General features: G+C 40.0%; 15 protein-coding genes. 4 read left to right on the top strand and 11 right to left on the bottom strand.

What is annotated here, in order from left to right:
• Nucleotides 1–10: 10 nt before the first annotated feature.
• The 7 genes from deoB to A4245_RS11925 all read right to left on the bottom strand — a co-directional run bounded on the left by deoB (nucleotide 11) and on the right by A4245_RS11925 (nucleotide 5,576).
• A complete protein-coding gene (gene deoB / locus A4245_RS11955) occupies nucleotides 11–1,189 on the bottom strand; it encodes a phosphopentomutase (protein WP_067728181.1) in 1,179 nt (392 codons plus the stop codon).
• Between the two features lie 93 nt (nucleotides 1,190–1,282).
• Nucleotides 1,283–2,173, bottom strand: coding sequence for a site-specific tyrosine recombinase XerD (xerD, locus tag A4245_RS11950; RefSeq protein ID WP_067728179.1), 891 nt, complete (start codon nucleotides 2,171–2,173; stop codon nucleotides 1,283–1,285).
• A 7-nt stretch (nucleotides 2,174–2,180) separates the two neighbouring features.
• The gene (locus A4245_RS11945; RefSeq protein WP_067728177.1) at nucleotides 2,181–2,387 is read right to left on the bottom strand and encodes a DUF4227 family protein; all 207 of its coding nucleotides are present in this window, start codon (nucleotides 2,385–2,387) and stop codon (nucleotides 2,181–2,183) included.
• A 185-nt stretch (nucleotides 2,388–2,572) separates the two neighbouring features.
• The gene (gene fur, locus A4245_RS11940) at nucleotides 2,573–3,028 is read right to left on the bottom strand and encodes a ferric iron uptake transcriptional regulator (RefSeq protein ID WP_067728175.1); all 456 of its coding nucleotides are present in this window, start codon (nucleotides 3,026–3,028) and stop codon (nucleotides 2,573–2,575) included.
• Between the two features lie 107 nt (nucleotides 3,029–3,135).
• Nucleotides 3,136–3,771: a stage II sporulation protein M gene (gene spoIIM, locus A4245_RS11935; RefSeq protein WP_067728173.1), complete on the bottom strand. Its 636-nt coding sequence runs from the start codon at nucleotides 3,769–3,771 to the stop codon at nucleotides 3,136–3,138.
• A gap of 89 nt (nucleotides 3,772–3,860) precedes the next feature.
• Nucleotides 3,861–5,027, bottom strand: a complete 1,167-nt coding sequence (locus tag A4245_RS11930) for an endonuclease Q family protein (RefSeq protein WP_067728171.1) — start codon at nucleotides 5,025–5,027, stop codon at nucleotides 3,861–3,863.
• Nucleotides 5,028–5,030: 3 nt separating this feature from the next.
• Complete coding sequence (locus A4245_RS11925; RefSeq protein ID WP_067728169.1) at nucleotides 5,031–5,576, bottom strand: NUDIX hydrolase; 546 nt, start codon at nucleotides 5,574–5,576, stop codon at nucleotides 5,031–5,033.
• Between the two features lie 133 nt (nucleotides 5,577–5,709).
• Here A4245_RS11925 and A4245_RS11920 point away from each other — a divergent pair, with 133 nt between their 5' ends.
• Entirely contained in the window at nucleotides 5,710–6,630 is a 921-nt protein-coding gene (locus tag A4245_RS11920; protein ID WP_067728167.1) for an aldo/keto reductase, read from the top strand.
• 130 nt (nucleotides 6,631–6,760) lie between these two features.
• Here A4245_RS11920 and A4245_RS11915 read toward each other — a convergent pair whose 3' ends face one another.
• From A4245_RS11915 to A4245_RS11905, 3 genes are all read right to left on the bottom strand, one after another.
• Entirely contained in the window at nucleotides 6,761–7,084 is a 324-nt protein-coding gene (locus A4245_RS11915) for an iron-sulfur cluster biosynthesis family protein (protein ID WP_067728165.1), read from the bottom strand.
• Nucleotides 7,085–7,713: 629 nt separating this feature from the next.
• A complete protein-coding gene (locus tag A4245_RS11910; RefSeq protein ID WP_067728163.1) occupies nucleotides 7,714–8,508 on the bottom strand; it encodes an SDR family NAD(P)-dependent oxidoreductase in 795 nt (264 codons plus the stop codon).
• The gene (locus A4245_RS11905) at nucleotides 8,498–9,460 is read right to left on the bottom strand and encodes an MBL fold metallo-hydrolase (RefSeq protein ID WP_067728161.1); all 963 of its coding nucleotides are present in this window, start codon (nucleotides 9,458–9,460) and stop codon (nucleotides 8,498–8,500) included. Before A4245_RS11905 ends, A4245_RS11910 begins: the two co-directional genes overlap by 11 nt.
• A gap of 171 nt (nucleotides 9,461–9,631) precedes the next feature.
• Between A4245_RS11905 and A4245_RS11900 the strand changes: the two genes are divergently transcribed.
• Genes A4245_RS11900 through A4245_RS11890 form a run of 3 tightly spaced genes read left to right on the top strand, consistent with a single transcriptional unit; the run spans nucleotide 9,632 to nucleotide 12,707 of the window.
• Nucleotides 9,632–10,357 carry a glycerophosphodiester phosphodiesterase gene (locus A4245_RS11900; RefSeq protein ID WP_067728159.1) on the top strand — a complete coding sequence of 242 codons (726 nt, stop codon included), beginning with the start codon at nucleotides 9,632–9,634 and terminating at the stop codon, nucleotides 10,355–10,357.
• Nucleotides 10,358–10,396: 39 nt separating this feature from the next.
• Nucleotides 10,397–11,323 carry a ribonuclease Z gene (gene rnz, locus A4245_RS11895; RefSeq protein WP_067728157.1) on the top strand — a complete coding sequence of 309 codons (927 nt, stop codon included), beginning with the start codon at nucleotides 10,397–10,399 and terminating at the stop codon, nucleotides 11,321–11,323.
• A 13-nt stretch (nucleotides 11,324–11,336) separates the two neighbouring features.
• A complete protein-coding gene (locus A4245_RS11890) occupies nucleotides 11,337–12,707 on the top strand; it encodes an aldehyde dehydrogenase (RefSeq protein ID WP_067728155.1) in 1,371 nt (456 codons plus the stop codon).
• A 619-nt stretch (nucleotides 12,708–13,326) separates the two neighbouring features.
• On the opposite strand, the gene A4245_RS11885 is transcribed toward A4245_RS11890, so the two are convergent.
• Nucleotides 13,327–14,580, bottom strand: coding sequence for a DNA polymerase IV (locus tag A4245_RS11885; protein ID WP_067728153.1), 1,254 nt, complete (start codon nucleotides 14,578–14,580; stop codon nucleotides 13,327–13,329).
• Nucleotides 14,581–14,665 lie beyond the last annotated feature (85 nt).

Here is a 14,665-nt window from a genome sequence, read left to right as displayed (position 1 = left end):
TGCTTCCCCTTTACTCAATATCGTTTAAAAAACTTTTACCGTGCTCAGGCATCGGGATACCGAAATTATCGGCAATTGTTGCGCCGATATCTGCAAATGTTTCTCTGATCGGTATATTCCTGCCTTCTGTAATATTAACGTGATGTACGATCAAAGGAACGTATTCCCTTGTATGGTCAGTGCCATGATGAACAGGGTCGTTCCCATGGTCTGCGGTAATAATCAAAAGATCGTCTTTTTCTAGTTTTGACAAAACTTCAGGCAGCCTGGCATCGAACTCTTCCAAGGCCTTTCCATAACCTTCCGGGTCTCTGCGGTGACCGAATTTAGCGTCAAAGTCGACGAGATTCAGAAAACTGATACCATTGAAATCCTCGTCCATTGACTCAACCAGACGATCCATCCCATCATTGTTATCCGTTGTACGAACAGCTTTTGTTATACCCTCACCATCGTAAATATCAGATATTTTACCGATGGCGATAACGTCCAAATTATTGTCCTTAAGCTCATTCATAACTGTTCGGCCAAATGGTTTTAATGCATAATCATGACGGTTTGATGTCCGCTCATATGCACCAGGTTTGCCTATGAACGGTCGGGCAATTACACGGCCTACCATATATTTTTTATCGAGAGTAAGTTCTCGAGCAATTTCACAAATTCGGTACAGTTCTTCTATCGGTACAATTTCTTCATGTGCTGCTATTTGCAGTACAGAATCAGCTGATGTATAGACGATCAAAGCACCTGTGTCAATATGCTCCTCGCCTAACTCGTCTAAAATGGCCGTTCCCGATGCTGGTTTATTGCCAATTATTTTACGCCCGGTTTTCTCTTCCAGTTCATTTAAAAGTTCATCAGGAAACCCGTCCGGGAAGGTTCGAAATGGCTGGCTGATATTAAGACCCATGATTTCCCAATGCCCTGTCATGGTATCTTTTCCATTGGAGGCTTCCTGCATTTTTGAATAAAATGCTTTCGGACTTGCTGCTTGATCAATTCCTTTTATTTGTCTAATATTACTTAAGCCAAGTCCCCCCAGATGAGGCATCTTCAGTCCATTCATATGCTCGGCGATATGTCCTAGTGTATTTGCCCCCACATCATTGAATTCGGCTGCATCCGGTGCTTCACCAATTCCTACTGAATCCATTACTATTAAGAAAACGCGTTTAAATTTTGTCATTTCTATCAGACCTCCTGTAAATATATTCCCGCATCACGTCATATATATGTTTTAAATCATGATGTAGGATGTCAGACCACTGTTCCGAAAATGTTAGGCCCTCGGATGATGTGCCTTATACATATCTTTTAACCTTGTCTTTGTAACATGTGTATAGATCTGTGTCGTAGATATATCAGCATGTCCAAGCATTTCCTGTACGACTCTCAAATCTGCTCCATTTTCAAGCAGGTGTGTTGCGAAGGAGTGTCTGAGAGTGTGGGGAGTTATTGATTTATTTATACCGGCATCCCGTGTCAAGCCTTTAAGTATTTTCCAAAATCCTTGTCTCGATAGTGGCCTGCCATGCTGGTTAACAAACAGGGCTGTTTCCTGTTTGTTTTTAACAAGCTTTTGTCTGGATAAATCCAAGTATTTTTCCATCGCATTTTTCGCCACATCACCCAACGGTACAATTCTTTCTTTAGAGCCTTTACCAAAGCACTGAACAAATCCCATGGTAAGATGAAGATCACTGACTTTTAAGGTAATCAGTTCGGTAACGCGCAGACCTGTGGCATAAAGCAATTCCAGCATTGCTTTATTTCGGATTGCAAGCGCGGTATTTTCCTGTATATCAAGTAACCTTTCCACTTCTGCCAATGAAAGGATATCAGGAAGTCTTCTTTCTTTTTTTGGTGTTTCGATATGTAAGCTTGCATCATGGGTGACAATTTGCTCCCTGATCAAAAACTGGTGAAACGCCCGAATGGAGGAGACATGTCTGGAAATGGTGGCGGTGGACTTTCCTTCGTCCTTCAAGACATATAAAAATCCTATTATCTCATTCCTTGTAACAGTATCCCATGATTGCTTTCTCCCAGTCTTCTCAATATAGTTCATGTAGTGCTTCAAGTCGCGTCTGTAGGAAAGCATTGTATTGTCAGATAAACCTCGTTCAATTTGCAGAAAGTGAAAAAAATCCTCTATAGCATATGTAAGCATATTTCCCCTACTCTCCCTGCTGAAAAATGATATGAAATCGTTCCTTTAATTTACTTTGTGATTCAAATACCTTTACTGCCGGCCCCTGTGGAGGGTCGAAACGATGGATCTGTTCGTACTCCCTATGCAGCAGTTTTAACCCGTAATAGAAGAGGAAAGTGCATATCGTAAAGATGATGAATATTTTCATCGTGTCCCATAAAATTGTTCGCATAACCTAATCTCCCTAAAATTAGTATTCTAATTTTAGGATATGCGAAGCTGGAAACACAATATACTATTCAAATGTAACCTTTTTCGTGTTTTTTGTAAATTAGAGTGTGCATGCAGAACAAACGTATAGCTTACAACAATAATTAAAGCCTTTCTCCAAGTGGAAAAAGGCGGAATAATTTTCATTTAAGTAGCTTTTACAGTTGCTGCCTGGCATTGTTTGCATATCCCGTGAAAGGTCAGGCGGTGGTCCTTTACTTCGAATCCCCATTCATTTTGCACGATTCTTTCTACGTCTTCCAGAAGATCATTAACAATCTCTTCAACGGATCCACATTCAATACATACAAGATGATGATGGAAATGCTTGGCGCCTTCCTTACGAAGATCATAACGAGAGACTCCATCACCAAAATTGATTTTATCTACAACTTTCAGTTCGGAAAGCAATTCCAGAGTTCGGTAAACGGTTGCCAATCCAATTTCAGGAGATTTTTCCTTTACTAGAAGATAGACATCTTCTGCACTCAGGTGGTCTTCCTCTCTTTCCAGCAAGACACGGACCGTTGCCTCTCTCTGTGGAGTAAGCTTATAGCTATGTGCATGAAGCTGCTTTTTAATTTGTTCAATACGATGTTCCATGGCAGGTCGCCTCCCTCATACCCATCTTTATTATATGCACCAATTGCTGTGGTGTCAAAGCATATTCTCATCTTTTAATTATATTAATTATAAATTAAAAATCAATATTAGTAAAACGATTTAATCAATTCCTCCATGGCTTTACTGGCAATATAGGCTTCAATGCAGGCAGCGACGAATGAGAATAGTAAGAGTAAAATAAAAATTATACTGTATCTGATAAATGGCTGCAACAATTGTTGGTTATTTTTGCGGGAAAAAAGTTTACTCAGTAACCCAAGTGAGAAAATCATTGATAAAGACCCGGCTGCGATATAGATAGGTATAATGATTATATTCTGGGGAGCGATGGAAAGAGAAGCAAGAAAAAGTCCATCGAGTCCGAGTTGATTTACAATAAAACCAACTGAAAAACCAACTACCATACCCTTTACAAATAAAAGAACCCATACAAGCGGTAATCCAATAACAGACAATCCCAAAATAAATAAGAGGATTAAATATTTCGCATGAAAAGTAAAGCTTTCCCACAAGATATCGTTTTTTCCAGCAGGGACATCCTCAGTGATTTGTATAAAAAAGCGCTCCAGGTAAAAAAACAGATCCTGTTTCTGGATGAAGTCCATACTATTAACAATCACTGCACCGAAAATAATTCCTGTCAGAAATAAAATAATCATGAAAAGATAGATAGTGGCATGATTTTTAATATGCTCCCATACCAGAAAACTGTTTTTATACATCGGAATCCTCCCTTGGAAAACATTCGTTTATAATTAAAACTATGAGGATTCCTTATTAAAAATACCTGTTTTCGAGATTTAATAGACAATCAAGGTGTCCCTATACTGCCATACCTTCCTCCTCCGCCCGCATGGATCTTCAGCTTCCCTTCCCGCAGTTGAATAATAGAGTGTGCTAGTTTTTCAGGGATTACTTCTATTAATTGTTCCAGCGAAACATGGTGAATCACATTCATTTCCGTACCAAAATGATCGAGTAGCTTCTGGAAGGTTTTTGGTCCAAGCTTCGGCAAATATTCCAAGGGCACTTGATATTGATATGGTGGGCGATGCCTGTTGTTCTTTACATCCCCTTTTAATTCCTGAATACGGTCGAACACCCCTTTAATTATTTTACGTGAACCACATTCAGGGCATTCGGCGATACTATTGGGAACTTTGGTCAGGCAATTGCTGCACACAGTAGTGTGGTATTTTCCAAGCTGTGGATTCATCCCGTAGTTTCGAATGATCTCTCTGCCGTCCACTTTGTGCAGTGCCCAGTTAAACTCTTTAAAAGAAGGCTCTTCCATTGCAATTTCCTGATATTCTCTTGCTATTTTTGCCAGGGAATGTGCATCGGAATTTGAAACGTAAGTAAAATTGTGTAATTCTTTAATTTGATCTGCCATCGACGTATCAGAACTTAAACCAAGTTCAATGCCATCGATCAAATCCGGATCGAACACTTCTTGCATCGTTTGTTTGACACCTTTACCATATAAACTTTTAAAAGGGGTGAAAACATGGGCTGGGATAAATAGACCATTTAACTCTTTTACTTTAAACTGGAGCTCCTTTGCTGTTCCATAGTAGCGCTGAGAGCTTAACGTTATATTTTTCATCCGCTTTGACAGCCATTCTGAAAATGCTCCGATACTGGAAAGTGTTGGAAAATAACAAAGGACATGAATGGGTCCATTGCAGTTTTCATCATAGATCTCTATTTCTGACCCAGGGAGTAATGTAACTTTTTCAAAGCGAATACCACCATCAGTTAACTCATATGCCGCACCATTGCGGATTAACTGTATAATCTCCTGCTGGACAGCAGGCGAATGGCAGTCAATCACACCAATTAAATCAATGCCTTTATTCCTGCTTGATTCCATAAGTATGTTTGTTAAGGTAAGACTGTTGGAGGCTGTTATTTTTACAGGTTTGTTGTACATATCCCTGCCAATATGAATATGCATATCAGCAAAATAGGAGTTCAAATCTTACATCCTCCCTAATGCATGTAAATAGAGTATTGCATAATTCGTTTTTGCATCGTGAATTCGCTCGTCAAGAACATACTGCTTTGCTTCATCCAAGGTGAGCTCGTGCAATTCCACAAATTCATCGTCGTCTCCCTCAGGTGGATTTTCCATTTTTACCAACTGGTCTGTTATGTAAATATGTATCAGTTCATCAGCAAATCCGGGAGAAGTATAGAAGGATGTGACAAATGATAAACCTTTGGTAGTATATCCTGTTTCTTCTTCCAGTTCACGGACTGCAGCAGCAATTGGATTCTCGTTTTCATCCAGTTTGCCGGCTGGAATTTCGATGAGAGACTTCTCCAATGGTTTACGGTATTGTTCAACAAACAGGATTTTATTATCCTTCGTTATTGGAATGACTGCTACGGCTCCAGGATGTTTAATCAGTTCCCTGTTGGATGTTTTTCCATTCGGTAATGTGACCTCGTCGACTTGCAGGTCAATTATTTTCCCACTGAATATCTTTTCGCTTTTTACTGTTTTTTCTTCAAACTTTTTCAAATTTATCACCCTTCTTTGCATTCTATTAATTATTTTAGCATAATTTCAGCATTTTTCTGCGTTTAAAAAGTTGTCATTCATACTAGCTGTCCTTACAATAAATTACAAGGATTATGATAAGGGAGTGCAGAAAATGAAAAAAAATAAATTAGGTAAATCAGATATTATGATTTCCGAGCTGACATTAGGCTGTATGTCACTTGGGAAAGACCCGGATAAAGCTATTGAAATTATAGATCATGCAATAGATGCGGGGATAAACCATTTGGATACTGCTGATTTGTACGACTTTGGGATGAATGAAGAGATTGTCGGCAATGCAATCAAAAACAAAAGGGAGCAAATCATACTGACAACAAAAGTTGGCAACCATTTCAATAGAAAAAGCATGGATTGGTACTGGGATCCCTCAAAGGAATATATAATGCAGGCGGTAAAGGATAGCCTAAGACGTCTAAAAACCGATTATATCGATTTCTATATGCTGCACGGGGGGACATTGGAAGACCCAATAGATGAAACAATCGAAGCATTCGAGCTACTGAAACAGGAAGGCTATATCAGGGCATACGGAATTTCCTCCATTCGACCGAATGTCATCCGCAAATATGTAAAGCATTCTACGATTGATGGTGTGATGACACAGTACAGCCTTCTTGATCGCAGGCCGGAGGAAGAAATACTTGATCTTTTGCATAGTAACCGAATCAGCGTGTTGAGCCGCGGTCCACTCGCCAAAGGAATATTAAGCAACCATGCTGAAAAGATTATTGAAGAGAAAGGAAAAGAAGGTTATCTGGACTATTCTTATCAAGAATTAAAGGACGTCAAACAAAATCTTTCCAAACTTTTGCAGGAAGAGTATTCCTTAAATGCGCTTGCAGTAAATTATGTACAAAAACATCCAGCTGTCGCTTCTGCAGTATTTGGGGCAAGCTCGGTGGAACAGCTTCGTGAGAATGTTGAATCCGCTCATTCGGGGCCGATGACTGAGGACCTTTATATAAGATTAAAGCAAATCACAAAATCAAATCAATATGATAAACATAGATAGTGTCTCCCCTTCTCTATAGGAACAAGAGGCAGTCAATATAATGAGGTGGGAGCAGCAATCCAAAGATAGGATGCTGCTCCCACCTCTCCTTTTCTTCCATCAATGATCAATGTGCGGAGAATTATGCCCGTTAAGCCTGTAACAGGTTTTGTGACGGAATAAACGGGTTCAATATACCTTCTTTGCTTGAAAGTCGAAAAACCCCTTTGTGGACACCCAATATCATTTCATCTGCAAAGAAAACAGCTTGTTGCGAATCGATGAAGGTCGGGATTCCATCATTTTCCATCTGACTATAGTTAGGTTTCTTTTCCCTTACAAATCGTATCGTAGGCAGGCCATTCACACCACAGCCACAGTCATCAATGTCATACCATAACAAAAGATAACGGTCATTTTCTCTCCTCATCTGCCCCAGTTGCTGTTCTGCTTCAGGAGTAATCGTCAATCTCAAAATGAATGCTCCTTTCATAAGTTTGGTTGTTTTTCACTCTTCGTATTTGATATAAAATGGGAAGTTACTTACATATATGCTAGCTCTGTAGCATTGTTAATGTTAACAAGTTACTTCGGCAACCGCAGCCCGTATACACTTCGCTTTCCGCGGGCGGCTGGTTAGCCCTCCTCGTGCTATCGCACTGCGGGGTCTCACCTATGCCTTTCCTCCCGCTGGAGTCTACATGTATACGGGCTGCTGATACGGAAATTCACCAAAAAATTCTGTGCATGAAAGATTAATACATTTGATTTACTTTCAGTGCATCAGCTATTTTTATAACAACTGATTCCTACGTCCCCATTAACTGTTGCAAGTACAGTAAATGCCAGCACTCTTCTATCCAGCTCGGGGAAATACACGGAGACTCCTACGGGAAGAGAGGCATAGGTGAGACACTGAAATGCGTGGCATGAAGGGGCTCACCAGCCGCCCGTGGAAAGCGCAGTGTATTTCCCCGAGCGGTCGCCGAAGAAGCTTATCCGAGTTTGCATATGTTGCAGTTTACACATATTGCATCAATTACAGAAACCAGCTTATAGTTTTATTTTAACGGTATAATCTTAATGGCTGGTTGTCAAAGGATCTTATTTTTTGTTAAATTGACCTTTTAATATTTTCTCCATGAAACCCGGTAATACGCTGTAGAAGCGGCTGCCGATTTCCATCCAGAATGGCATATTTATTTCTCTTTTATTTTTGAAAAGACTCTCAACGATAACTTTGGCCACTTTATCAGGGTCGAGCATATAACGCTCGACGTTTTTCTGATATGCACCATTCGGGTCGGCAACTGAAAAGAAATTTGTACGTACAGGGCCTAGATTAACAGCAGTTACAAATATATTTTCCTTGCTGAGTTCCTGTCGCATGGCATTTGTAAAACCGAGTATTGCATGCTTTGAAGCGCCATATGCTGCTGATTTAGGTGTGGCGATTTTAGCTGCCTGGGAAATGATATTAATAATGTGTCCTTCTCCATGTTCAGTAAAATGTGGAATAAATCGTTGAGATAATTGCATGGCTGCAAACACATTAAGTCGGAACATCTGCGCAATATCATCCCATTTCATATCTTTTACATAGTCAAAAACACCGATCCCCGCATTATTGATCAATCCATGAACTTGTCCATGGTCAGCAAGTATCATATCAATAATGGGGTCAAGTGCCTCTTCCCTTTGTAGGTCAATCCTATAGATGAAACTATGTGCTTCTAATTCGCTCATTAGCTGTTTTTGAATTGCAACTAATTTATCCTCGGATCTTGCGAGCATAATCGGGATACCCCCGCTTTTTGCCACATGCCAGCAAATCCGTTCCCCGATCCCGCTTGAAGCCCCGGTAATAATTATTTTTTTGTTGCAGATTTTATTTTGCATAATAGATCAGTATCCCATCCTCGATAGAATAGTCGATTAGTTTTTCATCTAATAAATAATCAAGTTGGCCAATTGTTTCCGACATAGTGAGATTTATCTGCTTCTCATAATACTTCGGAAATAATTGTGTACAGATTTCATATGGAGTCAGGCTATTTGATTTAATTAGACGGTATACTTTCTCCGCTCTTTTTTCCTGACTTACCAATCGTTTGCTGATCAGTTCATTTATCCCGGAAAATATTTCCCCATGACCCGGCAATACTGATGTTAATTCAAGGTTAGAACATTTCTTTAAGCTGTCACGGTAGTCAAGCATTGGCCTTTGACGTTCTTCACCCTCTATAATGGGGGCTTCAATCATTGGATTGGGGGAAATATGCTTGATTAGATGGTCGCCGCCTATAATTAGTCCGTCACTATCTCTTACGAATGATAAATGTGTCTGTGCATGGCCTTTCGTTTCAATCACTCGCCAATCCGGATGAGCCGGTATGGTGTCATTCTCTTTAAGCATTCCGCTCAAGCTCCCCCGGCCGCCATATTCGAAGTCATCCGTCATTTCATTAATAGCAGGATGAAACTTTTCAGGTACGCCGTTAAGAATAAAAAAGCCTTCAAAAAATTTCTCGTTATTTCTCAGAAATGGCGAATTCATTGTTAACCACAAATCTACTTCCTGATGTGCCATAATGTGTTTGAGCCTGGGGAATTCTTCAATCAACCCTGTGTGGTCGGGGTGGTGGTGCGTAAGAACGATTTGTTCTATATCCATAAGTCCATAGCCTATTTTCTTTAATTGATGTACAAAGGAATCTTTCGCTTGTATAGTTTTTGCACCGGCATCGATTAATGTCAGCGTGTCACCTTTCATCAGATAGACATGGACATCACCGACTGCAAATGGAGTTGGCAGTGTCAGCTGGATGATGTTTTCATCGATGATTTTCAAAAAGATTCCTCCTTGTTCAGTATAAAAAATGAATCACTATTCACTTTATTGTACATTTTTTTCGGATAGATGTACATTCATTCCAATATATATGTAGGGTAAAGGTGAAATCAGCCTGCATTATTGACTTATCCAAAAAAATAAAACACAATTGAAATTGAGGTGGAAAGTATGACGAAAATCATAGCTCATCGCGGTGCAAGCAAGTATGCTCCAGAAAATACCATGCCGGCGTTTGAACTCGCGTATAAAATGAAAGCGGAAGGTATCGAAACGGATGTACACTTAACGAAGGACAGGATTCCCGTACTTATTCATGATTCACATGTGAAGCGAACTACAAATGGCCGGGGTTTTATAAAGGATTATTATTATGAGGAGTTGCAAAAGCTGGATGCCGGTTCATGGTTTTCCAGTGAATTCTCAGGAACATCTATTATTTCACTTCAAAACTTTCTGGAATGGGCAAACGACAAGTCGTTGTACTTAAATATCGAGCTGAAAAATAGTAGAATTGACTATAAAAACATAGAATCGATTGTATATGAGATGATTGAACATTACAGCCTTTTGAATCGCACTACACTTTCGACATTTAACCATGATAGTGTCGAACGTATGAAACCTCTTCGAGAGAAAATCGGGGTGGCATTGCTTACTTCAAGAAAAAGAAAAGATCTTATATGGTATACAAAGGGACTTGGAGCCAATGCAATCCATATCAATTATCGACTATTGAGCAAATCACTTGTCCAGAAATGCAAGGAAGAAAATATGAAGATTCGTGTATATACTGTAAATAAATTTGTACATATTATGCGCTCCTTTTTTGCTGAGTGTGATGGTGTAATTACAGATGTGCCAAATAAGGCACTTCGTTATCGAAATATACTATAATAGGAATTAAAGGAATTGATTTTCAGATGGAGGAATAATATGGAACTGATATTTCTTGGTACAGGGGCAGGAGTTCCTTCGAAAGAGCGAAATGTCTCTGCTATTGCATTGACACTTCTACAGGAAATAAATAGTGTATGGTTATTTGATTGTGGAGAAGCCACTCAGCACCAAATTTTAAGGACCTCCATAAAGCCGAGAAAAATAAATAAAATATTTATTACCCACCTGCACGGAGACCATATTTACGGTCTTCCGGGATTATTGAGCAGCCGTTCGTTTCAGGGTGGTGAAGAGCTTTTAACTTTATATGGTCCAGTGGGCATAAAGGAGTTTGTGACGACAAGTCTTAAAATAAGCGGCACTTATCTGACCTACCCATTGGAAATAGTGGAAGTAACCGATGGAAAGATTTTGGATGAAGATAACTTTACTGTCTATGCAAAACAACTCGATCACGGTATTCAAAGTTTTGGATATCGGATCGTTGAAAAGGACAAGCCGGGAGAGCTGCTTGTCGATAGACTTAAAGAAATTGGTATTTTGCCCGGCCCCATTTACCGTGAGATCAAAGAAAATGAAGTGACAGTCTCTTCTGATGGGACCCAGCTCTACAGTAAAGATTTCATCGGCGCTGAGAAAAGAGGCAGGGTCATTACCATATTAGGAGATACTCGTACTCGGGAGGAACATATATCATTCGTCGAAAATTCGGATGTACTCATTCATGAAGCCACATTTATGCATGACAAGAAGAATCTGGCGAGAGAATATTTTCACTCGACTAACATACAGGCTGCTACCCTGGCTTCCAATGGTGGAGTTAAAAAACTGATATTAACGCATATTTCTTCCCGCTACCAGGAGGAAGATGAAAAACGGATATTATCAGAAGCGCGTAATATTTTCACAGAAACATTCCTTGCCAGGGACTTTCGTGAATTTGAAATTGACAACCTTAATTAGAGGAGACATTTTTATGGAGTACACCGAAACAATCGTTACCAATTTGCGGACATTTTTTATGAATGGCAATACTGTTGACTACGAATTCCGCAAAAGACAATTGCTCAAGCTAAGAGACATGCTTAAAGATAATGAGCATAAGATTTATCGTGCATTAAAAAGAGATTTAAATAAATCGAAGCATGAAACCCTGACAACGGAGCTAGGGCTGCTTTATTCTGAAATTGATTTGACACTGAAAAATCTCAGGGGATGGATGGAGCCCGAAAAAGTGCAATCGCCCATTACACATAAGGGATCTAAAAGCTATATTATGAAGGAACCACTTGGGGTTGTACTTGTAATTTCTCCGTGGAATTATCCTCTTCAGCTTGCAGTTGCTCCTGTAATTGGTGCAATTTCTGCAGGTAATTGCGTACTTATTAAACCGTCAGAACATGCGTCGACTACATCGGCAATACTGGCGGATATGTTTAAACAAACATTTGACAGTTCATATATCACTGTAATCGAAGGTGGGCAAGAAACGAGTGAAATACTGTTGAAACAGCGATTCGACTATATTTTCTTCACTGGCAGTTCCCATATAGGGAAAATCGTTATGCGTGCAGCCAGTGAGCATTTGACTCCAGTTACACTGGAACTGGGCGGAAAAAGCCCGGCAATCGTTGATGAGGATGCCAATATCAATCTTACGGCCAAACGAATCGTATGGGGTAAATTTACGAACGCGGGTCAAACCTGTGTGGCACCTGACTATGTCTATGTACACGAGAAGGCAAAATTCAAACTGTTAAAAGCTATGAAAAAACATATCATAGCACTTTATGGGAAAGATCCTCTGGAAAATGACGACTATACAAGAATCATAAATGAGAAGAATTTTGAACGACTGGAGAAATTTCTTTTGGAAGGTACTGTCCTCCACGGTGGGGCCACAAGCAGAAAATCACTTATGATTGAGCCTACCATCCTTGATAAAATCACCTGGGAAGATTCAATCATGAAAGAGGAAATTTTCGGCCCGATTTTACCTGTTCTGTCATTTACAAATATCGAAGACGCTCTGTATAAAATCAGAAGAATGGAAAAGCCGCTTGCCCTTTATTATTTTGGAGAAAATGAAAAAATGCAGCAGCAGGTTATGGAATATGTGTCGTTCGGTGGAGGTTCGATCAATGATACCCTATACCATCTTGCCAACCCGCACCTTCCTTTTGGCGGAGTTGGAAACAGCGGCATGGGAGCTTACCATGGAAAATACAGTTTTGATACGTTTACCCATAGGAAAAGCATCATGAAACAGACGACTAAATTTGACCTGCCTTTCCGCTACCCTGGCAGTAAACTTGCATCAACGGTAGTTAAAAATTTAATGAAATAATACATTTTGATATAATTTATGTAAACTACGAAGTAACTTCCACAGCTCTGAGATGGTAACAAGTAACTTCGGCAGCCGCAGCCCGTATACACTTCGCTTTCCGCGGGCGGCTGGTGAGCCCTCCTCGTGCTATCGCACTGCGGGGTCTCACCTATGCCTTTCCTCCCGCTGGAGTCTACGTGTATACGGGCTGCTGGTATGTAATTTTTTCAGAAAAAGAATTCTAAGCAAGAACAGTCGATGCTATTTGATTAGCTTTCAGAGTTCTTATAAAAAGTTAAAAAGAGCTCACCTGACAATGGGACTGTATGATGTTATTTTACATAATAAACCTCTAACCAGCTCTGGGAAATACACGGAGACTTCTGCGGGAGCAGAGGCATCGGTGAGACAACGCAGCGCTTTAGCGCAAGTTGGCTCACCAGCCGCCCGCGAAAAGCGCAGTGTATTTCCCAGAGCGGTAGCCGAAGTATCTCGCTTCCATTATTCGTACCAAAGCTCTATCACAAATAGAAGTTATTTCGCATTTTATATCAACTCTGATGAACAAAGTTTACAAAAATAGGCTATATAATAATAAACGCTAATGTCCCATGCCATTGTTTTATGGTGTGGGACATTAGCGTTTGTAGTCATCCAGGAAATCCTTTTGAAAACTTGTTGTTGGCTGATCGGAATCTTTTCTGGCCGATTCATTAAATTGTTTAAAGGGATTTTTTCCGTATTTCTGTGAGAGGGAGTCGATTGCCGAATAGAGTTTCTCTTTTTTGGCTTCGTTTTCGAAAGTAAAAATGTCGAGCTGCTGCCCAAGGTTCCGTTTTTCATCGACATCCTGAACCGTAATACCCAATAGACGGACTGGTTCCCCATTCCAATGCTTTTGAAGCAGCTCCTTGGCTATCAGTAAAATGTCTGATTTATCATCTATATAGTTTTGAAGTTTTTTACTCCTTGTAACTGTTTTGCGATCGTGATATCGAATGGTGATTTGGACACTTCTTCCAGCTGCTTCCTTTCGTTTCATTCTTCTGTTGACATTGTCTGCCAATAGATTCATTAAACTGCTTAATTCATCCCAATCTGTTGTGTCCGCTGGAAGTGTCTGTGAACTTCCAATGCTTTTAAAGTCGTAGATGGCATCTGGGTCCACTGGTCTCGTATCATTCCCGTTGGCTCTATTTTTTAATCTTTCGCCATTAATGCCAAGTAATTGCTTCAGTTCATATACGTCCTTATTTGCCAGATCTCCGATTGTCTGAATGTTTATTGTATTTAACTTCTTTGCCGTCTTTTCCCCTACTCCATACATTTCGCCTACAGGTAATGGCCAGAGGATGTTTGCGATTTCTCTCTTTCTCAATACCGTAATTCCTAATGGTTTTTTCATATCGGATGCCATTTTAGCCAAAAATTTATTTGGGGCGATACCGATACTGCAAGGTATATCCAATTCATCGAGTATTTTTTGCTGTAGGTTTTGAGCGATTTCCAATGGGTTACCTAGATTTTCAGTATCTGTAATATCCATATAACCTTCATCAATCGAAACTGGCTGGACATATGGGGTAATTTCAGAAAGCATCTTAAAGATTTCTTTGGAAGCCTGACGATAGCGGTTAAAGTTAGGCTTCATAACAATCAGTTCAGGACATAGTTTCCTTGCTTGCCAGATCGGCATCGTTGTCTTGACTCCTTTTGCTCTTGCCTCATAGCTGCTCGTCACAATAATCCCTTTGCGTTCTTCCGGATTTCCCGCTATTGCTAAAGGTTTTCCTTTCAGCTTCGGATTATAGGCCATTTCCACAGATGCATAAAAGCAGTTCATATCTATATGGAAAATTACGCGCCCCTTCTTCCGCTCTGAAGCCCCCATCAAAATTACACCCTTTCCGTATCTTATTTATCAATTATAACATAAAGAAATACCCGCGATAGCGCTCAATCGCTATCGCGGGTAT

The sequence above is a fragment of the Oceanobacillus damuensis genome (assembly GCF_001618145.1).
GTDB classification, from domain to species: domain Bacteria; phylum Bacillota; class Bacilli; order Bacillales; family Amphibacillaceae; genus Oceanobacillus; species Oceanobacillus damuensis.
The sequence above is the reverse complement of the archived record's forward strand: the minus strand, read 5'-3'. Positions and strand labels throughout refer to the sequence as shown.